This is a genomic window from Sphingobium sp. MP9-4 (assembly GCF_005281675.1).
Classification (GTDB): domain Bacteria; phylum Pseudomonadota; class Alphaproteobacteria; order Sphingomonadales; family Sphingomonadaceae; genus Sphingobium; species Sphingobium yanoikuyae.
Genome location: NZ_LUFI01000045.1, coordinates 23,210 through 44,531, shown reverse-complemented (window position 1 = coordinate 44,531; position 21,322 = coordinate 23,210). Strand labels below are relative to the sequence as shown.

The window sequence follows — 21,322 nt, the reverse complement described above, 5'->3', positions numbered from 1 at the left end:
GGGCGCGACCGGGCGCGCCGCTGCGGCCGCCGGGTTTCGCGCTGCTACCGCCGGGCTTGCCGCCCCGTGCCGGACCGCCGGATTTGCCGGGAGGACGCCCCTTCATGCCGCAACACTCCGCATAACCGTAAGACCCAGCGCCAGCGCGGCCACCGCGCCGACCAGCGAGAAGAGTGCATAGCCCAGCGCCAGGCCGATCTGGCCGCGCTCGATCATCAGCATCGTCTCCAGGCTGAAGGAGGAAAAGGTGGTGAAACCGCCGAGCACGCCGACACCGAGCAGCAACCGCATCGGTTCGCCCGACGCCGTGCTGCCACGCGCCAGCCATCCGGCGAGCAGGCCCATGGCGAAACCGCCGATCAGATTGGCGGCAAAAGTGCCCCAGGGCCAGGCCGCGCCGGGCGCCATCTGCCCGGCGAACCGCCCCAGCAGATAACGCAGCGCCGCGCCAACCGCGCCGCCGCCCATAACAAGGAAGATATTGGTCATGATTGTCGCCCTATCGCGATTCCGCCAAAGGGGAAAGGACGCATTCAGGCGGCGATGCTGGCCTCCGCCGGGACGGGACGGCGATGGGCGGCGATGCAACTCAGCACCGAGAGGATCACCAACACGAATGCCGTGCCCTCCAAGGGCGTCGGCAGCCGCGCTTCCCAGATGAAACCATAGAGCAGGGCAAAGCCGGTTTCGAACAGGATCATCTGTCCCACCATGGTCAGCGGCAGCAGCCGGGTCATGCGATTCCACAGCGCATTGCCGACGATCGAGGCAAACAGAGCGACAGCGATCACGACAGCCGCAAAGCGGGTCCAGTCGGCCGCATCATGCGTGCCACTGCCCAGCCACGGCACCAACGGCAGGAACAGCAGCGCCTGCGCGCCGGTGGCAAGGCCGATCAGGAAATTCCAGTCCTGCGACGTGATACCGTCCATCCGCCGCAGCCAATGGGCATTGCCGATCGCAAAGGCGGTCCAGGAAATCAGCGCCCCGACCGCGCAGGCAAAGCCGATGATCCGCGTCGCCACCGCGCCCCCGCCCGGCATGACGATCGCCTGCCAGCCGATGCACAGCGCACCCGCGACACAAAGCAGCAGCGACGGCGCCAGATGCCGCAGCGACACCGCGCCGGCCTGCCGGCTGCCGACGATGGTCACCGCCACCGGCAGGAAGCCGACCACCAGTGAGGTCATGGCAATGCCCCCCATCTGCACCGCGCTCACCAGCAGCACATAATAAAAGAGGTTCCCTGCCAGTGCGAGCCAGGCCAGCGCCCACAGGATGCGCGGCGTCAGCAGCGGCCGGATCGCCCGCCAGCGCGGCGCAACCAGCAGCACGGACATCAGCCCATAGGCCAGATAACGGCCGATCGCCTGTTCAAGCGGGCTGAAGCCCGGCACGATCTCAGGCGCCAGGAAGACGAGGCCCCAGAGCGCCCCTGCTCCCATACCGCAAAAGATGCCGGCCAGGATCGCGCCGGATGCTCGTGACTGGTTCATGCTCGCCTTCCGCCTGTCGAAAATTCAGGTGACGGGAAATATCATCATCGACATGAGAAAGGCGCTCTTGATTGGCCGGTCAAATGCAACAATTACTCATTTCATGAGCCAGACCACCAAGATCGACCATTTCGACCGGGCGATTCTGCGCCTGATCCAGCGCGACACCCGCATGCCCCAGCGCGCAATTGCGGAGGCGGTCAACCTGTCGACCGCCGCCGTGCAGCGCCGCATCGCCGCGATGGAGCGCAGCGGCGTGATCGTGCGCAATGTCGCGATCGTCGATCCCGATCAGGTGGGCCTGGGCGTCACATCGATCGTCGAGGTCAATCTGGTCGATGAAAAGGCGGCGCGCGTCGACAAGGCCAAGCAATTGTTCCGCGACGCGCCCGAAGTGCAACAATGCTATTATGTCACCGGCGGCCGCAGCTTCATCATGCTGATCGTCGCACCCGACATGCGCAGTTATGAAGCGATCACCCGCCGCCTGTTCGCGGAAAATGAATCGGTCGCCAGCTATCACAGCTATCTGGCGCTCAACCGGGTGAAGGCGGGGATGGAACTGGTCATTCCCTGATCCGTGCGCCCCTTCGAATTACGGATTCGTCTCGACCGGAACCTGCTGCCGATCGGGACCACTGACCGCAGGCGGCGGCATCAATTCCCGGATCACCCCCCAATAGCCCTGCGTAACGTGCGCATCGCGCGCATAGAGCGGATCGGATGCCATCAGATGCCGGTGCAAGCGGCGCAGATTATGCCAGGGCACCGACGGGAACAGATGATGTTCCAGATGATAGCTGACATTGAGCGGCCCGATCAGGATCCGGTCGATCAGGGTCGGGATGACGGTGCGGGTACCGCGGATTTCCGTCTCGTCGGTGACGCCATTATGTTCCGCCATCGCCCGCAACCGGTTGAACACATTGGCCCAGATGAACTGGGGAATCATGAACAGCCCCAATATCTGCCAGCGCCAGGGCGACCACAGGATCGCGCCATAGACCAGCACCGCCCAGACGATGTAGCGGACGCGCAGCGCCAGCCGGAAATCGAAGCCGAAGCGCATCGGATTGTGGAAATTGGACAAGGGCGACCAGATTCGTGCCGCCCGCGCCGCCCGATAATAGTTGAGGCCGGACAGGCTGCGCAGCAGCAGCACGACCATGGCGCGCCCGCTTTTCGGGAAATGCTGGTCGGCATCCTTGCGCTGCACCCGATAATCATAGTCGCGCATCGTGTTGGTATGGCGATGATGCACCATATGGGCGACACGGTAGAGATCGATGCTCAGCGCGAGCGGATAGGCAACGAACAGGTCGCCGATCAGGTCGTTGACGCGCCGGTTGCTGAACAGCATCCCGTGACAGGCCTCATGCATCATCACCGCCAGAACCTGAATCCGCGTGCCGATGACGATGCCGGCGATCAGATAGGCCGGCCAGCGATCGGCCCGGATCGCGATCACGCAGGCGGCGATCATCACCGCCCATTGCAGCGCCAGCAGCAGCGCGTTGCGCCAGTTGGGCACGACCGACAATTGCCGGATCAACGGCAGGGTCGCACGCCGCGAATAGCGGTATCCGGCGCCACGTTCCTGGACATTTTCTTCCATGGAACCCAGTCTCCGAACGCTCCACCAAATTTGGCCCCAATGCTATGATCGGGACAAACAAGCGTCAAGCATCGTGCCGGGCGCCCCTCTTTCCCATCAGCATTAACGGCTTGTTAGGCGCATGGCCGCAGAAGGATCGCTTCCAATCGGTGGGGATCGATGATGGTTGATATTGTTTTCGAATTTTCGGCGCACATGCTGGCGCTCGGGCTGATCGTCGGCGGGCTGTACAGCCTGACCAAGGAAGCCGGCTTGCGCTGACGGCCATTCAGGCCAGCGGGCCGCTCGTCAGCGACGGAAAACTTTCCGCGACATAGTCGATGAACGCGCGCAGGGTCGGCGACATGCCGGTGCGCGCGGTGAAGAGGACGTGGACGATGCCCTCGCTGGTCCGCCAGTCGGGCAGGACATGCACCAGCCGTCCCTGTTGCAGCTCGACCGAACAGGCCGCTGACGACAGCAGCGCCACGCCCAGCCCGGCCACCGCCGCATCGCGCACCGTCGCTGAATCATTGCTGCAGAATCGGGGATGATGGGCGACGACATGCTGTCGCCCCTGCCCGTTCATCAACAGCCACTCATCATGTTCGACATGCTCGCCCACGCTCAGCGTCGGCAGGTCGGCAAGGCTGGCGATGGTCGTTGCCGCGACCTGCGCCGCCACCGCCGGCGCGGCAACCAATATGCGGTCCAGCCGTCCCAATTGATGCATCGTCAGCGCCTGATCATGCACGGTGTCGATATCCACGCGAAAGGCGGCATCGAACCGTTCCTGGATCAGGTCGATCCGCTGGCTGCTGATATGCATTTCCAGATGCACGTCGGGATAGAGCAGCAGGAACCGGGCAAAGACATCGGTGCGCAGATAACGGGCCAGCCCCGGCGGGCAGGCGATGCGCAGATTGCCGCTGATCTGCGACCGGGCACGCGCGGCGATCGCCTGGGTGGCGTCGATCCCCTCGGCGATCGTCTCGCACTGGCGATAGATTTCGCGGCCGACATCGGTCACGCGCAGATTGCGGGTCGATCGCTCGATCAGGCGGACGCCCAGCACCTGTTCCAGCCGCGCAACCCGGCGACTGAGCTTCGCCTTGCGTTCGCCGGTGGCGCGCTCCGCCGCGCTGAAGCCGCCATGGCGCACGACCTGGGCAAAGCTGCGCAAATCATCCAGATCCATGGCGCCGTCCCGTCCGCTCTCCTTCCGCGTCGGACCGGTGCTACACGCTCCGCCCGGCTGGCGCCAGCCGGGCGCGGCATCCACGATCACCGCGCCTGGCCGCTGACCATCATCGGCAGGAACAGCAGCGACGCCGCGACCGTCGCCACGAAGGAGACCAGCAGATCATCGACCATGCCGTTGATGCCACTGAACAAGACGATTTCCACGAACAGGATCAGGAAGAACAGCGCCAGCCGCGTGACGACACGCGGATGCGCCAGATGGAATGCGCGCAGCATCTCCAGCGCCTGCATCGGCGGCTGGCGCAACGCGCCGCCTGAAGGATCAGGCCGCACGGACCACCGCCCGCCGGGCATCCCCGGTCATGTAGAGCACGCGCAGCAGGTCGAGCTGCTCGCGCGAGAAACCCGCCGCATCGAACGCCTCCAGCTCCTCGCCGGTCAGCGACCGGCCAGTGCGCAGGATGATCGCGCTCTGGCGCAGCGTTTCCAGCCGCGGATTGGCCAGGGTGTAGGTCGGTTCCGGGCCGCGCAGGAAGCTGCGCAAGCGGCCGAGCGGCGCGCGGACCGAAGGCACGGAACTGGCCGGATCGCTATCGGCCAGCCAGAGCACTTGGCGCTCCTGCGCGTCAAAGGGTTCGCCGACATTGTCATTGGCCGTATCGGCCCGGTTGAAGACGGAGTGTTGCATCGCCTTGATCCCACCTGTTGTTGCAGGGGATGTAGCGATGCACGGGTCGGGCTTGTAGCCGGCAAAAGGACGACAGATCGTTTCCGTTTTGGAAACAAAGCGACCCTGTGCAGCAAAAGAGGGCGAAGCCCCCCTTACGCTTATCGGCCGTGGTCGGCGATGATGTCGACGCCCGTCTTGCCGCCCGGCGCATTGGTGAAGACGATGAAATAGGCGCTGCCATCGGCCTTGCGCGTGCCGCCCAACACATTGTCGCCCTCGACGATGCGATGTTCCGCATCGAAGCCGGCGCGGCGGGCCTGGGTATAATAATAATCGATCACGCCCTGCTTGGGCACCGGCGTCACGAAGCTCGCCGCGCGCAGGGTGCAGCCATCCTTCTCCGCACCCGCCGCCTCGGTCAGCTGCGCGCCGGGATAGAGGGTGAAGGGATCGGGCATGCGGCTGGCCCATTGCATGCCATAGACCAGCTTCTTGGCGCAGCCGGCATTGCCCCCGCCGCCCAGTTGCGCCTGTTCGCGCGCCAGCCCGCCCAGCGTCATCGGACTGTTCTTGATCGGACCGCTGACCGGCGCCGGGGCGGACAGCAGCTTGCCGCCGACCAGCTTGGCCGCTTCCGCCTGCGCCTTGCCGGCGTCGCCGCTCAGCACCGGCAATGCGCCATTGGCGGCACGATCGGCGCTGCGCACGGCATTGCGGTTCGACTGGCCGACCAGATTGGGATCGACGACGATATCATCGGCCAGCGCGCCCTTGACCGCCGGGTCCGCGGCATTGTTGGTCAACTGGTCGTCCAGCGCGGCAAGATTGCCGTCCTTGCCGCCCTTGCCACAGGCCGCGAGCGCCAGCAGCAACGCCATCACACCAACTTGTCTGGAAATCGCCATCCGCCTCGCTCCTTCATAACCCGGCACATAGAACGGATAGCGGGACTTTCCGTTCGCATTCAGGGTGCATAGACGCCCCTACCCCATCGCAGGGCCAGTTTCTGCAGGGTGGCATGGTCGCTTGTCTTGTTCCGGGACAGCAAAGCCGCCATCAGTCGGACTATGCTCAACCTTCTGTCAGCCCTGATCGGTCTTGTCACCCTTGTCCTGATGATCCCGGCGGTGTTTCCGCTGCTCGGCGCGCTCAACTGGCTGCTGGTGCCGATGGCGCTGTTCGGCGCCTTCATCGGCCTGATGTCGTCGAAAAAGGGCGGGCAGAATTTCTGCCTGATCGTCGCCGCCTTCGGCGCGCTGCGCCTGTTCCTGGGCGGCGGAATCCTGTGACCATAGCGGAAAGCGAAGCCCGCAAGGGCGTCATCGCCGCGATCGGCACCTACAGCATCTGGGGGATGCTGCCGCTCTTCTTCCGCCTGCTACATCATGTCGACCCGATCGAGATCGTGACCCAGCGGGTGATCTGGTCGGTCATCCTGATCCTGGTGCTGCTGGCCGCGCGCAAGGGACTGGCGGCCTTCATAACCGCCTTGCGGACGCCCCGGCTGGTCCTGCCGCTGATGGCATCGGCGGTGATGATCGCGATCAACTGGCTGGTCTATGTCTGGGCGGTCAATGACGGCCATGTCGTCGCCTGCAGCCTGGGCTATTTCCTCAACCCGCTGGTCAGCGTGGGCCTCGGCGTCGTCATACTCAAGGAAAGGCTGCGGCGCGGACAGATGCTGGCGATCGCGATCGCCGCGATCGGCGTCGCCATCCTGGCTGCGGCCGCGCTCACCACCTTGTGGATCAGCCTGGCGCTGGCGATCAGCTTCGCCCTTTATGGCCTGATCCGCAAGCTCACCCCGATTGCGCCGATGACGGGCCTCGGCGTCGAGACGCTGCTGCTGGTCGCACCCGCGATCGGCTACCTGATCTGGCTGTCGGGCCATGGCGGCATCAGCTTTGGCCAGGACGTGCCGACCACCGGCCTGCTGATCCTGGCCGGCGGCGTCACCACCGTGCCGCTGGTGCTGTTCGCCACCGCCGCCCAGCGCCTGCCGCTGGCGACGCTGGGGCTGCTGCAATACCTGGCGCCGACGCTGCAATTTCTGTGCGGCGTGGTGCTGCTGGGCGAGACGCTGAGCCAGGGGCAGATGCTGAGCTTCGGCCTGATCTGGCTGGGCCTCATCCTCTTCGCCAGCGACAGCTATGCCGCCGCCCGCCGCAACCGGCTGGCCACGGCCTGACCCCGGTCTGGACAGACCCGTTCAGGGTAGCGGATGGGCGTGCATGGTGGGCGAAAAGGCCCAAACAGCGGGATTACTTGGTCGCAAGAGGCGAAACTATGCCGATCAGGCGGCGATAGCGGCTGCCCGATGACGTTTTGCCCCGATCATAACAACATCTTTTCAATGCCTTAGCTGCAAGCGCGTGGAAGTTTACGCGTGTGCGCCATGAGGGATATTGGGCCGATCGGAAAAAACGACCGGAATAGAATGGGTTGACGATAGGAAGGAGCCGGCCGGAAATTTATACCGGGCACATGGCTGTAGGACAGGGCTTTTATCGGGGCGGCCGGAATGGGTGGGAAGCGGACTGACGGGTTTTGGAAGAGAATGTTTGATACTGGACATAATCGTTGGCACGCCGCCTCGCGCTTGTCCCATGGCTATCCATATCACTGATGCAATCTCGAACAGGCCCGCTGGCAGGCCCCCCACTTCAAAGCCGGAAACCCTCTGACCGCCGCGCGGCAGCACGGCTCCCATCAAAGCGAGTCGCGCCAATGGGGCACCGGATCGGCACCGCCCTCGAATGCAAACCGATCCTTTACTCTCGATCGACAATATGCCCCACATGCGTAACAATTTCGCCTTGAAGTCGTTTGCGGTCGCCGGGCTGGTCGGCGTCGCCGTGGGCGGTGGTAGCAGATACATGTCCTCCTCAACGACGGTCCCCGAAGCCAGCGCCGCCGACGAAGTCACATCAGAGTGGCGACCGACCCGCGACACGATCCGGGATCGCCCGATGTCGGCGGACGAACTGGACGCCCAGCAGCCTTCAGGTTCTAGCGCCACTCCTCAGCGCAGCCCACGCGCCCAAACTCCAACGGGGTCGGGAACATGGTCGTATCGGAATTGCGCCGACGCCCGTGCAGCCGGCGCTGCGCCAATCCACCGGGGGCAGCCGGGCTATGGGGCACATATGGATGGCGACGGGGATGGCATCGCATGTGAGCCATATCGGGGACGATAACCCCAATCATCGTCAATCCATCCCGACAAATCGCAACGCGACATAATTGTCACAATCCATCCTCGAAACGGTTTGGAAACGAAACCAAGGTTGCCCTAACGGCTTCACCCCCTATTTGAGCCAGCAAGGGTCGCACGATAACTTTGTGCATCAATATCAGGGGTTTGTAATTTGAAGAACGTTCTTTTCGCGGCGGCCGCTCTGGCTGCTGTGTCGGCTCCCGCATACGCGCAGGAAGCCTCGAATTTCGGCGGTTTTAAGGTCGGTGCGACCGTTGGCTATGACAGTGTCAATCTGTCCTACGACGATCTCGACGATAGCAAGGGCGGCTTCCTCTATGGCCTGACCGCTGGCTATGACTATGACATCGGCACTCTGGTAATCGGCGTTGACGGTGAAGTCAGCGACTCCACCGTCAAGGAAACCGCAACCGACGTTCTTGTCGATGGCGATCGCTGGAAGCTGTCGGCTGGCCGCGACCTCTATGTCGGCGCGCGCCTTGGTTTCCCGGTGTCGCAGAACCTGATGCTGTATGCCAAGGGCGGCTACACCAACGCCCGCGCGAAGCTCTCGGTCAGCTATGATGGCGACAGCGCCAGCGAAGGCGACAACCTTGACGGTTACCGCGTCGGCGGCGGCATCGAATTCGCGAACGCAGGAAACTTTGCCCGTCTCGAATATCGCTACAGCGACTATGGCAATTACAGCTATGACGGTTTCAACACCGGCATCGCCGCGTCGCGCCATCAGATCGCGGTAACGGGCGGTTTCCGCTTCTAATCTGATCTTGCTCGGCGAACGCGGCTGAGCGACCGGCCCGGAATTCTTTTCCGTACGACTTGCGGCCCTGATCGTCTTCGGATGGTCAGGGCCATTTTCATGTCTGAGATGGGTGGTTTCCCGCCATTCCCCTCCCGTTTACGGGAGGGGGCTGCAGGCCGTCGGTGGCGACGGCCTGATCCCGATCAGTTGAATTCGGTCGCCTCGAACCGGACCGGCTCGCCGACCGCCTGATTGGCCAGGCTGTCTTCCCACATCACGCGGTTGCCGCGGATGATGGTGCCGATCGCCTTGCCGGTCAGGTCCATGCCGTCGAACGGCGACCAGTCGCAGCGCGAGGCGAGCCAATCCTTGCCGACGGTCCATTTCTTCTTGAGGTCGACCACGGTGAAGTCGGCATCATAGCCGAGCGCGATCCGGCCCTTGCAGGTGAGGCCGAACACGCGCTGCGGCCCCGACGAGGTCAGTTCGATGAAGCGGCGCAGCGTCAGCCGCCCTTCGGCGACATGATTGAGCAGCAGCGGCACCAGCGTCTGCACGCCCGGCATGCCGCTGGGCGAGGCGGGATAGACCTTCGCCTTTTCTTCGATCGTGTGCGGCGCATGGTCGCTGCCCAGCACGTCGGGCACGCCCTGGTTGAGCCAGAACCACAGGCCGTCGCGATGCGCCGCGCTGCGGATCGGCGGGTTCATCTGGGCATAGGTGCCCAGGCGCGGATAGGCATCCTCGCCGGCCAGGGTCAGATGCTGCGGTGTGACTTCGCAGGTCGCGACATCCTTGTTCTGGCCGATATATTCCAGCTCCGCCGGGGTGGTGACGTGCAGGATGTGGATGCGGCGGCGCGCCTTGCGGGCGAGCGCGATGATCCGCTTCGTCGCGATCATCGCGCTTTCATCGTCGCGCCACACGGGATGCGAGGACGGATCGCCCTCGACCCGATAATCCTTGCGCGCGTTCATCCGCGTCTCGTCCTCGGCATGGATGGCGACGCGGCGGGTACCCGACGCCAGCACGCGGGCCAGCGCATTGTCATCATCCACCAGCAGGCTGCCGGTCGATGCGCCCATGAAGATCTTGACGCCGGACGTGCCGGGAATGCGCTCCAGTTCCTTCAACTGCTCGGCATTTTCTGCCGTCGCGCCGACATAGAAGGCATGGTCGCACCACATGCGGTGATGGGCGCGCTTCAGCTTGTCATGCACCCGCTCGGCAGTGTCGGTATTGGGATTGGTGTTGGGCATTTCGAACACGGCGGTGACGCCGCCCAGCACCGCGGCGCGGCTGCCCGATTCCAGATCCTCCTTATATTCCAGCCCCGGCTCGCGGAAATGCACCTGGCTGTCGATGCAGCCCGGCAGCACGTCAAGGCCGGTACAGTCGATCACTTCGCCCGCATCGCCAAGGCTGGTGCCGATGGCGACGATCTTGCCGCCGCGCACGCCCACATCCACCTGCTCCGCGCCGCCCGGCGTATGGACGGTGCCGTTCTTGAGGATCATGTCGAAGGTCTGGGTCATGGCGATATTCCTGTCTGCTGTTCGCGCGAACCGCTTGGCGAAGTCGTGCCGCCGTCCTACCTAAAGCCGATGACCGATACCACCCTTACCGACCGCGCGGTGCTGCGCATTTCCGGCGAAGAGGCGCGTCCCTTCCTGCAGGGGCTGCTGACCCGCGACGTGCTGACGCTGAAAGACGGCGAAGCGCGCTGGACCGCGCTGCTGACGCCGCAGGGCAAGGCGCTGTTCGACTTCATCCTGTGGGGCGATGACGGCGATATATTGATCGACTGCGAGGCGGCGCAGGCAGATGCGCTGGCCAAGCGGCTGACCATATACCGGCTGCGCCGCAAGGTGGTGATTGCCCGCGACGAGTCGCTGGCGGTGCATTGGGCGCTCGATGCCGCCGACAGACCCCGCGACCCGCGCCTGCCTGAACTGGGCGCGCGCTGGCTGGCGCCGGCGAGCGATGGCGACGCCGCCGCCGCGTTCCGCGCCCATCGGCTGTCGCTTGGGGTGTTCGAAGGCGCGGCGGAACTGGGGCAGGACCAGATTCTGTGGCTCGAAACCAATGCCGAGGAGCTGCACGGCGTCGATTATGACAAGGGCTGCTATGTCGGTCAGGAAAACACCGCCCGCATGCATTATCGCAACAAGGTGAACCGGCGGCTGGTCGCGGTGCCGCTGGAACAGGCCGACGAAAAGCGCCAGCGCGCCGCCCTGCCCGACCTTGGCCTCTCGATCGAACTGCAACGGGTGGAGGCGATCGCCCCCGCCACCCTGCCCGCCTGGCTCGCCACCGCGATCGCCGCGCAGGCCGCCGAATGAGGCAAGGGCTGCTGGCGCTCGCCTGCGCCCTTACCCTGACCGCGCCGGCCGGGGCGGAAACCCCCTGGACTTTGGTCAAGGCCTATCCGCATGATCCGGCGGCCTTCACCGAGGGTCTCTTCTACCTCGACGGCGCGCTTTATGAGAGCACCGGCCTTGAAGGCCAGTCGGAGATCCGCAAGGTCGCGCTCAAGACCGGCAAAGTCGAACAGCGCCGCGTGGTCGAGCAGCCCTATTTCGGCGAGGGCATCGTCAACTGGGGCGGTAAGCTGGTCAGCCTGACCTGGCGCCACCGCCAGGGCTTTGTCTGGAAGCTGGACGATTTCTCGCCCCTCTCCACCTTCCGCTATGAAGGCGAAGGCTGGGGCCTGACCCAGGATGGCCGGTCGATCATCATGAGCGACGGCAGCGCGCAGTTGCGCTTCCTCGATCCCGAGACGCTGAACGAACAGCGCCGCATCACCGTCACCTGGAACGGCCGCGCGGTCGATCGGCTGAACGAGCTGGAATGGGTCAAGGGCGAGATCTGGGCCAATGTCTGGTATGACACGAAGATCGCCCGGATCGACCCGCGCAGCGGCGGCGTGATCGACTGGATCGATGTCGCCCCGCTGCGCAAGCAGGCCGGCGTCACCGACAGCGAAGCCGTCGCCAACGGCATCGCCTATGACGCGAAGACCGACCGCGTCTTCATCACCGGCAAGAACTGGCCGAAACTGTTCGAAATCAAGGTCGGGAAGTAAGGCAACGCGCGTAATAGCCCTCTCCCGCAGGCGGGAGAGGGTTGGGTGAGGGTCTTCTTGCTTACGTCTCTCGAACGGCAAGCAATTCCAGCCTGATCCGCTCCACCACGCCGTCGAAATTCTCGACCACATCATGATTCCAGAACCGGTGGATCACATAGCCCGCCGATTGCAGCTGCGTCGTGCGCGACGCATCCGTCCGTTCATCATGCTGCCCGCCATCGATCTCGACGATGAAGCGATATTCGGCGCAGAGAAAATCGACCACGAATGGCCCGACCGTCGCCTGGCGCCGGAACTTGAAACCTTCAAGCTGGCGATTGCGCAAGACGGCCCATAGCCGTTGCTCACATTCAGTTGCGTTGCGCCGCAGACGTGAAGCGTTGGGACTGGTCGGGCCGATGCTGGGCATTGGCAGAGTCTATCATGAGGGCAGTCGTAGAAAAGCCCTCACCCAACCCTCTCCCGTAAACGGGAGAGGGCTTATAGGCGGTTTAGCGCTTCCAGCGCGCCCAGATGGCGGTGGGGAGCAGCAGGCCGCGGGCTTCCTCGCGCACGGTCAGTTCGCCCGCTTCCACCTCGCCGGGCAGGTCGGCAAAGGCTTGGCGTAGCAATTCGCCGATCGCCAGCGCGGACATGCGCACCGCATAGACGGTGAGGAACAGGAAGCGACTGTCCGCGTCCAGCAACTGGCGGCAATTGGCGATGAGGCCCGGCAGATCCTCCTCCAGCCGCCACACTTCGCCGTCGGGGCCGCGGCCATATTTGGGCGGGTCGAGCAATATGCCGTCATAGCGGCGGCCGCGCCGCACTTCGCGCGCGACGAACTTGGCCGCATCCTCGACGATCCAACGGATCGGCCGGCCGCCCATGCCCGACAGGTCGGCGTTCGCCCGCGCCTGCGCCACCGATTTCTTCGACGCATCGACATGGACCATGCGCGCGCCGGCCGCCGACATGCCAAGCGTCCCGACGCCGGTATAACCGAACAGGTTCATGACCTCGGCCTCGGGCTTGTCGGCGGTGCTGGCGCGCATGAAATCCCACACCGGCGCCATGTCGGGGAAGAAGCCGAGATGGCGGAAGGGGGTACAGCTCGACTGGAAGGTCACTTCCTTCCAGTGCAGCGGCCAGCCCTCGGCCGGGACCGGCTTGTCATAATACCAGCGGCCGCCGCCATCCTCGTCAGAGCCGGGGATGAATTCGCCGTCGGCGCGCCAGTCTTCGGTCGCCGGCGCCCACATCGCCTGCGGTTCGGGGCGGATGAAGCGGAAACGGCCATAGCGTTCGAGCTTGCGACCGTTGCCCGAGTCGATCAGGCCATAGTCGGACCAGGGTTCGCCGATGAGAGTCTTGAGTTCCATTTCGGCCTCATCGTCTCTTGCGCCGCTCCTGTCGAGAGGGGATCAACCCGCGATCAGCCGCGCGGCGTCGCCCGCTCCGCGACATAGGCGGTCACCGCCTCGAACGTGCCGGGCAGCTTGGCATAGCTTTCCTCGCGCGCGAACAGGTCGCCGACCCGTGCAGGCAGCGGTGGCCGCGTGCCGGTCGCCCGCTCCACCGCGTCGCGGAACTTGGCGGCATGGGCGGTCGCCAGCGTCACCACCGGGATCGACGGGTCGATGTCCGCCTCGCGCGCGGCGGCGAGGCCGATGGCGCTGTGCGGGTCGATCACCTGGCCGGCGGCGTCGAACGCCCAGCGCATCGCCATGGTCATGCCGTCGGCATCGATCCGGGCGGAGGTGAACAGGTTCGCCGCGCCCTCGCGCTGAGCATTGGTGAGGCGCATCGCCTTGCTCGCCTCGAAACCCTGCATCTGCTGGGCGAGCGCAACGCCGTCACGGCCGCCGGCATCGAACAGCAGCCGCTCGAAATTGGAGCTGACCTGAATGTCCATGCTGGGCGTCGCGGTCGGCACGACCTGGCCCTGGCTATAGTCGCCCTCCGACAAAGCGCGGTGCAATATGTCGTTGACGTTGGTGGCGACCACCAGCTTGGCGATCGGCAGGCCCATTTTCGACGCGACATAGCCGGCGAAGACATCGCCGAAATTGCCGGTCGGCACCGAGAAGGCAATCGGGCGATCGGGCGCGCCCAGCCGCACGGCGGCGTAGAAATAATAGACGACCTGCGCCATCAGCCGCGCCCAGTTGATGCTGTTCACCGCCGACAGGTTGAAGCGCGCCTTGAAGTCAGCGTCGTTGAACATGCGCTTCACCAGCGCCTGCGCATCGTCGAAGCTGCCGTCGATCGCGATGTTGTAGACATTGGGCGCCAGCACCGTGGTCATCTGGCGGCGCTGCACGTCGGACACCCGGCCCTCGGGATGCAGCATGAAGATGTCGACCTTCTCGCGGCCGGCGACCGCGTCGATCGCGGCCGAACCGGTGTCGCCCGATGTGGCGCCGACGATGGTCAGATGGTCGTCGCGGCGCGACAGGAAGCGCTCGAACAGCTGGCCGAGCAGCTGGAGCGCGACATCCTTGAACGCCAGGGTCGGACCATGGAACAGCTCCAGCATCCAGTGGCGATTGTCGAGCTGGACCAGCGGCGTCACCGCGTCATGGCTGAACCGGCCATAGGCAGCGGTGCACAGCTCACGCAGTTCCTCTTCGCTCAGCGATCCGGCGACGAACGGCGCCATGACGCGCACGGCGGTTTCGACATAGGAAAGGCGAGCGAGGGCGCGAATGTCGGCAGCGGAAAATTGCGGCCAGCTCTCCGGCACATAAAGCCCACCGTCGGACGCCAGGCCCGCCAGCGTGACATCTTCAAAACCGAGCGCCGGTGCGCTTCCCCTGGTGCTGACATATTGCATAATGGGAAAGCGCGGTAGCGACGCGCGCGCGCCGGGGCAAGCCTTTACGACGGCCTTGGCGGCTCCGCATTGCGTCGGCGCAGGACAAGCAGATAGATTATTGCCGCCAGCGCGGCAAAAATGAACCATTGCACCGCATAGGCGAGATGATTGTTGGGCACGTCGGCGGTGCTGGGCGGTGCCATGGGTTTCAGGCCCGGCGGTGCGGCGCGCGCGACCAGCATCGGCCGCAGCGGCATGGTCCTGCCCCCTGCCCGCGCGATCAGCGAGCGATGATCGGGCTCCTGCGAAATCCAGCCTTCGACCTGCCCGCCGGTCCAGGCCGGTTTGTCATCCGGCTTCTGGCCGACGCCGACAGCGACCAGCGCGCCCGGCCCTTCGGCGCCGGTCGTGCATTGGGCGATATGGCGATAGCCGGTCGATCCGTCGGCGGCGCGCCCGGCCTCCACCTGCCAGCCGACGACGCGCAGGCAATGGACCGACGACGGGCGGAACAGAAGTTCATCGGGCACCGGCGGCATTTTGGGGAAGGCGACGGCCGGGCGCGACACATTGCTGGCCGCCAACGCCAGCATGGTTTCCTTCTCGCCCCGGCGCTGCAACTGCCAGATGCCGAGCGCGATCATGACAGCGATCGCGACACAGACCAGCACGGTCGGAACAATCGGGATGCGCCGTCCGCTCATGCGTCCTTCTTCTCCACCACCCGTCCCTCGCGGGCATTTTTGCGATATTCGACCGTCAGCAGCGCGCCCTTGGCGACGCGCAGGCTGCCGACCACGGCGCCGGCGGTCAGCGGCGCCCAGAGCAGCAGGTGCAGCCACAGCGGCGGATGGACCGTCAGTTCCAGCGTGAGCGCCAGCGCGACCATGACCGCGCCGATGATCAGCGTCAGGAAAGCCGCCGGCCCGTCGCCGACATTATATTGGCCATAGTCCAGCCCGCACTGGCGACAGCGCGACGCAAAACGCACCGGCCCTTCGAACAGGGTCGGTGCGCTGCAACGGGGGCAAAGGCCGCGGGCGGAGGCCGCAAGCAGGTCCATGCCTGTCGCCTTCGCCGTCATGCTTGAATCATCAGCCGCCGTGGATCGGCGCGCCCCAGCCGCCCCAGACATAGATGGCGGCGAACAGGAACAGCCACACCACGTCGACGAAATGCCAGTACCAGGCGGCCGCTTCAAAGCCGAAATGCTGGCGCGGGGTGAAGTCGCCCTTATAGGCGCGGATCAGGTTCACCACCAGGAAGATGGTGCCGACCAGCACATGGAAGCCATGGAAGCCGGTCGCCATATAGAAGGCCGAGCTATAGGGCGAACCGCCGAACGGGAACGGCGCGTGCATATATTCATAGGCCTGGATGCAGCTGAACAGCGCGCCCAGGATCACCGTACACCACAGGCCCTTTTTCAGCCCTTCGCGATCGCCGTGGATCAGCGCATGATGCGCCCAGGTGACGGTGGTGCCCGAGCAGAGCAGGATCAGCGTGTTGAGCAAGGGCAGCTCGAACGCGTTCATCACCTCGATGCCCTTGGACGGGAACATGCCCTCGATCGGCGCCAGTTCGCTGGGGAAGAGGGAGAAGTCGAAAAAGGCCCAGAACCAGCCGACGAAGAACATGACTTCGGACGCGATGAACAGGATCATGCCATAGCGCAGATGCAGCTGAACCACCGGCGTATGATCGCCGGCATGCGCCTCGGCGATCACATTGCTCCACCAGCTGAACATGGTGAAGAGGACACCGGCCACACCGATCAGGAAGATCCAGCCACCGCCGGCGGGCATCGCGTCGGGATGCATCCACATGATCGCGCCCATCGCCATCACCAGCGCCGACATCGAGCCGAACAGCGGCCAGATGCTGGGCGGAAGGATATGATAATCGTGGTTCTTGGCGCCTGCCATGACGGTTTCTACCTCTTCCCTGTTTTTCGGTTATTCTCGTCAGCTTAGCTTGGCTGCTTCCCCTGCTCAACAGGATAGAAGGTGTAGCTGAGCGTTATCTGCTGCGTGTCCTTGTTGTCGGGATCCTGCAATATCTTGGGATCGACATAATAGATCACCGGCATGCGCACTTCTTCACCGGGCTGCAGCGTCTGCTGGGTGAAGCAGAAGCATTGGATCTTGGTGAAATAGGCGCCAGCCTGGGTCGGCGTGACGTTGAAACTGGCGGTGCCGGTCACCGGCTTGTCGGACAGGTTCTTCGCAATGAAAATCGCCATGTCGCGGGCGCCGACGGTCACCGTGTCGGTGCGATGTTCGGGGCGAAATTCCCAGGGCATGCCGGGCTGGACATTGGAATCGAAGCGGATCGACATGGTCCGCCCGGCCACCGGGGTCAGCTTCACATCGGCCGCCGCGCGCTGGGTCGTGCCGCCGAAACCGGTCGTCTGACAGAAGATGCGGTAGAGCGGGACCGAGGCGAAGCCGAGGCCAAGCATCGCCAGGCCGATGCCCGCCATCGCCACCAGCGTCCGCCGGTTGCGGCGGTCGCGGTCAAAGGGCGAGGGCGGGAGCGAGGCCATCAGATATTATGGCTCGCGCCGATCTTCGCCAAAGTGATGGCGAAGAAGAGGATGGCGAGGAAGCCGAGCAGCAGCCCGGTCACCAGCGCACGGGACTTTTGCCGTGCGCGCACCTGATCCTGATCTTCCGGACTCATGCCAGCAGCCAGCGGTCGACGACCACTGCCCCGAACAGCAGGAAGAGATACAGGATCGAATATTTGAACAACCGCTTTTCCGGCGCCATGCGCGCGGGATCGGTTTCGCGGCGCAGATAGACCTGGAAGGCCATGGCCGCGAAGATCGCGGTGCCCACCAGCGCCGCCGTGCCATAGATCGCGCCGGTCAGTTGCAGCGCGACCGGAGCCAGCGCGGCAACCGCCATGATGAAGGTGTAGAAGAGGATCTGGCGCCGGGTCACGACCTCGCCCGACACGACCGGCAGCATCGGGATGCCGGCGGCGGCATAATCGGTCTTCACGAATAGCGCGAGCGCCCAGAAATGGGGCGGCGTCCAGAAGAAGATCAGCATGAACAGCGCAATCGGCAGCGCGGTGATGTCGCCCGTCACCGCCGCCCAGCCGATCACCGGCGGGAAGGCGCCGGCCGCGCCGCCGATGACGATATTCTGCGCCGTCCGGGGCTTCAGCCAGATGGTATAGATGAAGACATAGAAGAGGATCGAGACGGTCAGCACCGCAGCGGCCAGCCAGTTGGTCGCCATCCCCATCAGGATCACCGAGAAGAAGGACAGGCCGACGCCGAAATGCAGCGCCGTCTGCCGCTCCATCCGGCCGGCGGGCAGCGGCCGGCTGGCGGTGCGCTTCATCTTGGCGTCGATGTCGGCTTCCCACCACTGGTTGAGCGCGGCGGCCGCGCCGGCGCCCAGCGCGATGCACAATATCGCGGTAAAGCCCAGCACCGGATGGATATGGCCGGGCGCGGCGAGCAGCCCGCACAGGCCCGTGAACACCACAAGCGTCATCACGCGCGGCTTGGTCAGCGCGACGAAATCGCGCCAATGAGCGGGCAGGACGGGGGCATTAGCCCCGGACGAAAGCGGCGAACTGGCCATAAACTCCTCTTCGATCAGCCGGCGCCCCATACAGGCCCTGACCGATTCCGGCAAATGGACAGACGGTCCTACCCATCTGCCCCGCCGCAGGGGGATGGAGTGCCCGGTCTAGGCCGGGCACCCGCATGGCAATCAGTCGATGACCGGCAGGGTCTCGAACTGGTGATAGGGCGGCGGGCTGGTCAGCGTCCATTCCAGCGTCGTCGCGCCTTCGCCCCAGGGATTGCCCTCGGCGCGTCTGCCGGCGAACAGCGACCAGAAGACATTGACCAGGAAGATCAGCACGCCGACCGCCATGATCTCATAGCCGTGGGTCGCGATCTTGTTCCAATAGGCGAACGCCTCGGGATAGTCGGGATAACGGCGCGGCATGCCGCTCAGGCCCAGGAAGTGCATCGGGAAGAACAGCAGGTTCACGCCGATGAAGAAGACCCAGAAATGGAGCTGGCCCAGCACTTCATTATACATGCGCCCCGTCATTTTCGGGAACCAGTAATAGAAGCCCGCGAACAGCGAGAAGACCGCGCCCAGCGAGAGCACATAGTGGAAGTGCGCGACCACATAATAGGTGTCGTGCAGCACGTCATCGACGCCGCCATTGGCCAGCACCACGCCGGTCACGCCGCCCACGGTGAACAGGAAGATGAAGCCCAGCGCCCATACCATCGGCGTCTTGAAGCTGATCGACCCGCCCCAGATGGTGGCGATCCACGAGAAAATCTTGATGCCGGTCGGCACCGCGATGACCATGGTGGCGGCGGTGAAATACATCTTCACATTCACCGACATGCCGGTGGTGAACATGTGGTGCGCCCAGACGACGAAGCCGACCACGCCGATCGCGACCATGGCATAGGCCATGCCGAGATAGCCGAACACCGGCTTGCGGCTGAAGGTCGAGACGATCTGGCTGACGATGCCGAAGCCCGGCAGGATCATGATATAGACTTCGGGGTGGCCGAAGAACCAGAAAAGATGCTGGTAGAGTTCGGGATCGCCGCCACCGGCCGCATCATAGAAGGTGGTGCCGAAATTGCGGTCGGTCAGCAGCATGGTGATCGCCGCGGCCAGAACCGGCAGCGCGAGCAGCAGCAGGAAGGCGGTAACCAGCACCGACCAGACGAACAGCGGCATCTTGTGCAGGGTCATGCCCGGCGCACGCATGTTGAGGATGGTGGTGATGAAGTTGATCGCGCCCAGGATCGAGCTGGCGCCGGCGATGTGCAGCGACAGGATCGCCATGTCGACGGCCGGGCCGGCCGACCCGCTGGTCGACAGTGGCGCATAGACGGTCCAGCCGGTGCCCGCGCCATTGCCGGTGCCGCCGGGCACGAAGGTGGAGCCGAGCAGCAGCAGGAAGGCGGGGATGAGCAGCCAGAAGCTGATATTGTTCATCCGCGGGAAGGCCATGTCCGGCGCGCCGATCATGATCGGCACGAACCAGTTGCCAAAGCCGCCGATGATCGCGGGCATCACCATGAAGAAGACCATGATCAGGCCATGGGCGGTGATCAGCACGTTCCAGAGGTGATAGGCCTGGTCCAGCGTCGCGGCGGGACCGTCGCTCCACTGCGCCCAGATATGCAGGAACTGGATGCCCGGCTCGCGCAATTCCATGCGCATCAGGCCGGAAATGGCGCCGCCGATCAGGCCGGCCATGATCGCGAAGATCAGATAGAGGGTGCCGATGTCCTTGTGGTTGGTGGACATGAACCAGCGCTGGAAGAAGGCCGGCTTGTGGTCGGCATCATGATGATCATGGGCATGGTCGCCATGATGATCGCCATGATGGTCGGCGGTGATGGTGGTCATGACGTTCCTACCCCTCAGATCTTCTTTTCAGCAGTAGCGGCAGCGGCTTCAGCCGTCTTCTCCGCCGCTGCGCCCTTCAGCGTGCCGCCCTGCGACTGGACCCACTGGTCGAACTGAGCCGGGGGCAGCGCCTCGATCGCGATCGGCATGAAGCCGTGGCGTGCGCCGCACAGTTCCGAACATTGGCCATAATAGACGCCCGGCTTCTCGATGGTGAAGCTCTTCTCGTTCAGGCGTCCGGGCACGGCGTCCATCTTCACCCAGAGCGAAGGCACGGCAAAGCTGTGGATCACGTCGGCGCCGGTGATGATCAGCTTGACCGGACGACCGACCGGCAGGACCAGGCGATTGTCGGGCGCGAGCAGATAGGGCTCGCCATTTTCCTTCGCCTTGTCCTCGGGCAGCATGTTCGACACGAATTCGGGGATACCGTTGTCGGGATATTCATAGCCCCAATACCATTGATAGCCGGTGACCTTCACGGTCAGCGCATCCTTGGGCGCGGGCTTATACTGGTCGGCCAGCAGGCCGATCGAGGGAATCGCGATCACCAGCAGGATGAGGACCGGGACCAGCGTCCACACCACTTCGATGACAGTGTTGTGGGAGGTCTTGGACGGCACCGGGTTGGCGGAGCGGCGATAGCGCACCATCACATAGAGCATCAGCAGCAGCACGAAGACCGAGATGATGGTGATGAGCGGCAGCAGCATCTTGTCGTGCAGCCAGCGCGCGGTGTGGCCGGTGGAGGTGAACTGCTCCTGCAGCGTGATCTCGCCGGGCTTGGGCATGCCGATGCCTTCGGTCGGCTTCATCCGCGGCGGCGCGGCGACCTTGGCGGCGGGCGCGGCTTCGGCCGCAGGGGCCGTCGCATTGTCGGGTGATTCGGTCGATATAGCTGCATTGTCAGCAGCGGGGGCGGCAGCGGCGGCATTCTCCTGCGCCAATGCCATCGGGCTCATCACCGTTGCCGGCGCCATTGCCAGCGAGCCGGCCAGAATGAGCGATCTCACCTTTTTCATAGCCTCATCTACCCCTAACCCCTTGTTGCCGCTGCAACGGGAACGTCCACTTTCGCGTCGTGCCCGCCCGTTCGGTCTATGT

At 64.4% G+C, this 21,322-nt stretch carries 26 protein-coding genes; 7 read left to right on the top strand and 19 right to left on the bottom strand.

Features of this window, described 5'->3' with window-relative positions; genetic code table 11:
* Positions 1-102: 102 nt before the first annotated feature.
* Together crcB and A0U87_RS15260 are read right to left on the bottom strand one after the other, a co-directional pair.
* A complete protein-coding gene (gene crcB, locus A0U87_RS15265; protein ID WP_010339636.1) occupies positions 103-489 on the bottom strand; it encodes a fluoride efflux transporter CrcB in 387 nt (128 codons plus the stop codon).
* 44 nt (positions 490-533) lie between these two features.
* Positions 534-1,496: a DMT family transporter gene (locus A0U87_RS15260; protein WP_010339635.1), complete on the bottom strand. Its 963-nt coding sequence runs from the start codon at positions 1,494-1,496 to the stop codon at positions 534-536.
* On the opposite strand from A0U87_RS15260, the gene A0U87_RS15255 reads away from it, so the two are divergent.
* Positions 1,495-2,073, top strand: a complete 579-nt coding sequence (locus A0U87_RS15255) for an Lrp/AsnC family transcriptional regulator (protein WP_010339634.1) — start codon at positions 1,495-1,497, stop codon at positions 2,071-2,073. The two genes, A0U87_RS15260 and A0U87_RS15255, sit on opposite strands and share 2 nt — an antisense overlap.
* Positions 2,074-2,091: 18 nt before the next feature.
* Here A0U87_RS15255 and A0U87_RS15250 read toward each other — a convergent pair whose 3' ends face one another.
* The 5 genes from A0U87_RS15250 to A0U87_RS15230 all read right to left on the bottom strand — a co-directional run bounded on the left by A0U87_RS15250 (position 2,092) and on the right by A0U87_RS15230 (position 5,868).
* Positions 2,092-3,111 (bottom strand): fatty acid desaturase family protein, encoded by a 1,020-nt coding sequence (locus tag A0U87_RS15250; RefSeq protein WP_010339633.1) that lies wholly within the window; start codon positions 3,109-3,111, stop codon positions 2,092-2,094.
* Positions 3,112-3,379: 268 nt separating this feature from the next.
* Entirely contained in the window at positions 3,380-4,288 is a 909-nt protein-coding gene (locus tag A0U87_RS15245) for a LysR substrate-binding domain-containing protein (RefSeq protein ID WP_010339632.1), read from the bottom strand.
* Between the two features lie 86 nt (positions 4,289-4,374).
* On the bottom strand, positions 4,375-4,626 hold the full coding sequence (locus tag A0U87_RS15240) for a hypothetical protein (protein ID WP_234415716.1): 252 nt from the start codon (positions 4,624-4,626) through the stop codon (positions 4,375-4,377).
* A complete protein-coding gene (locus A0U87_RS15235; RefSeq protein ID WP_010339630.1) occupies positions 4,616-4,981 on the bottom strand; it encodes a hypothetical protein in 366 nt (121 codons plus the stop codon). Before A0U87_RS15235 ends, A0U87_RS15240 begins: the two co-directional genes overlap by 11 nt.
* A gap of 140 nt (positions 4,982-5,121) precedes the next feature.
* Positions 5,122-5,868 (bottom strand): hypothetical protein, encoded by a 747-nt coding sequence (locus A0U87_RS15230; RefSeq protein ID WP_029548006.1) that lies wholly within the window; start codon positions 5,866-5,868, stop codon positions 5,122-5,124.
* A 162-nt stretch (positions 5,869-6,030) separates the two neighbouring features.
* On the opposite strand from A0U87_RS15230, the gene A0U87_RS15225 reads away from it, so the two are divergent.
* From A0U87_RS15225 to A0U87_RS15210, 4 genes are all read left to right on the top strand, one after another.
* Positions 6,031-6,252: a hypothetical protein gene (locus A0U87_RS15225; RefSeq protein WP_004208594.1), complete on the top strand. Its 222-nt coding sequence runs from the start codon at positions 6,031-6,033 to the stop codon at positions 6,250-6,252.
* A 2-nt stretch (positions 6,253-6,254) separates the two neighbouring features.
* Positions 6,255-7,151 (top strand): EamA family transporter RarD, encoded by an 897-nt coding sequence (rarD, locus tag A0U87_RS15220; protein ID WP_199909709.1) that lies wholly within the window; start codon positions 6,255-6,257, stop codon positions 7,149-7,151.
* Between the two features lie 568 nt (positions 7,152-7,719).
* On the top strand, positions 7,720-8,160 hold the full coding sequence (locus A0U87_RS27125; RefSeq protein ID WP_199909696.1) for an excalibur calcium-binding domain-containing protein: 441 nt from the start codon (positions 7,720-7,722) through the stop codon (positions 8,158-8,160).
* 171 nt (positions 8,161-8,331) lie between these two features.
* Complete coding sequence (locus tag A0U87_RS15210; protein ID WP_137405667.1) at positions 8,332-8,940, top strand: outer membrane beta-barrel protein; 609 nt, start codon at positions 8,332-8,334, stop codon at positions 8,938-8,940.
* Between the two features lie 185 nt (positions 8,941-9,125).
* Here the strand turns inward: A0U87_RS15210 and A0U87_RS15205 are convergent, their stop codons facing one another.
* Positions 9,126-10,457 carry a dihydroorotase gene (locus tag A0U87_RS15205; RefSeq protein ID WP_010339625.1) on the bottom strand — a complete coding sequence of 444 codons (1,332 nt, stop codon included), beginning with the start codon at positions 10,455-10,457 and terminating at the stop codon, positions 9,126-9,128.
* 69 nt (positions 10,458-10,526) lie between these two features.
* Between A0U87_RS15205 and A0U87_RS15200 the strand changes: the two genes are divergently transcribed.
* Both A0U87_RS15200 and A0U87_RS15195 read left to right on the top strand, forming a co-directional pair.
* Positions 10,527-11,264 (top strand): folate-binding protein YgfZ, encoded by a 738-nt coding sequence (locus A0U87_RS15200; RefSeq protein ID WP_010339624.1) that lies wholly within the window; start codon positions 10,527-10,529, stop codon positions 11,262-11,264.
* Positions 11,261-12,007 (top strand): glutaminyl-peptide cyclotransferase, encoded by a 747-nt coding sequence (locus A0U87_RS15195; protein WP_010339623.1) that lies wholly within the window; start codon positions 11,261-11,263, stop codon positions 12,005-12,007. Before A0U87_RS15200 ends, A0U87_RS15195 begins: the two co-directional genes overlap by 4 nt.
* A 61-nt stretch (positions 12,008-12,068) precedes the next feature.
* On the opposite strand, the gene A0U87_RS15190 is transcribed toward A0U87_RS15195, so the two are convergent.
* The 11 genes from A0U87_RS15190 to coxB all read right to left on the bottom strand — a co-directional run bounded on the left by A0U87_RS15190 (position 12,069) and on the right by coxB (position 21,240).
* Entirely contained in the window at positions 12,069-12,335 is a 267-nt protein-coding gene (locus tag A0U87_RS15190; RefSeq protein WP_010339622.1) for an endonuclease domain-containing protein, read from the bottom strand.
* Positions 12,336-12,501: 166 nt separating this feature from the next.
* The gene (locus tag A0U87_RS15185; RefSeq protein WP_010339621.1) at positions 12,502-13,371 is read right to left on the bottom strand and encodes a class I SAM-dependent methyltransferase; all 870 of its coding nucleotides are present in this window, start codon (positions 13,369-13,371) and stop codon (positions 12,502-12,504) included.
* A gap of 53 nt (positions 13,372-13,424) precedes the next feature.
* On the bottom strand, positions 13,425-14,825 hold the full coding sequence (gene thrC / locus A0U87_RS15180) for a threonine synthase (protein WP_048937446.1): 1,401 nt from the start codon (positions 14,823-14,825) through the stop codon (positions 13,425-13,427).
* 44 nt (positions 14,826-14,869) lie between these two features.
* A complete protein-coding gene (locus A0U87_RS15175) occupies positions 14,870-15,511 on the bottom strand; it encodes an SURF1 family protein (protein ID WP_010339619.1) in 642 nt (213 codons plus the stop codon).
* Positions 15,508-15,891: a DUF983 domain-containing protein gene (locus tag A0U87_RS15170; RefSeq protein ID WP_010339618.1), complete on the bottom strand. Its 384-nt coding sequence runs from the start codon at positions 15,889-15,891 to the stop codon at positions 15,508-15,510. Before A0U87_RS15170 ends, A0U87_RS15175 begins: the two co-directional genes overlap by 4 nt.
* A gap of 10 nt (positions 15,892-15,901) precedes the next feature.
* Positions 15,902-16,732 carry a cytochrome c oxidase subunit 3 gene (locus A0U87_RS15165; RefSeq protein ID WP_004208605.1) on the bottom strand — a complete coding sequence of 277 codons (831 nt, stop codon included), beginning with the start codon at positions 16,730-16,732 and terminating at the stop codon, positions 15,902-15,904.
* Between the two features lie 44 nt (positions 16,733-16,776).
* On the bottom strand, positions 16,777-17,352 hold the full coding sequence (locus A0U87_RS15160; RefSeq protein ID WP_010339617.1) for a cytochrome c oxidase assembly protein: 576 nt from the start codon (positions 17,350-17,352) through the stop codon (positions 16,777-16,779).
* Complete coding sequence (locus A0U87_RS26225) at positions 17,352-17,489, bottom strand: hypothetical protein (RefSeq protein ID WP_010339616.1); 138 nt, start codon at positions 17,487-17,489, stop codon at positions 17,352-17,354. The genes A0U87_RS15160 and A0U87_RS26225 overlap by 1 nt, the downstream gene beginning before the upstream one ends.
* Positions 17,486-18,406, bottom strand: coding sequence for a heme o synthase (locus tag A0U87_RS15155; protein WP_048937459.1), 921 nt, complete (start codon positions 18,404-18,406; stop codon positions 17,486-17,488). The genes A0U87_RS26225 and A0U87_RS15155 overlap by 4 nt, the downstream gene beginning before the upstream one ends.
* Before the next feature lie 132 nt (positions 18,407-18,538).
* Positions 18,539-20,218: a cytochrome c oxidase subunit I gene (gene ctaD / locus A0U87_RS15150; RefSeq protein WP_004208609.1), complete on the bottom strand. Its 1,680-nt coding sequence runs from the start codon at positions 20,216-20,218 to the stop codon at positions 18,539-18,541.
* 14 nt (positions 20,219-20,232) lie between these two features.
* A complete protein-coding gene (coxB, locus tag A0U87_RS15145) occupies positions 20,233-21,240 on the bottom strand; it encodes a cytochrome c oxidase subunit II (protein WP_137405666.1) in 1,008 nt (335 codons plus the stop codon).
* Positions 21,241-21,322: the final 82 nt, after the last annotated feature.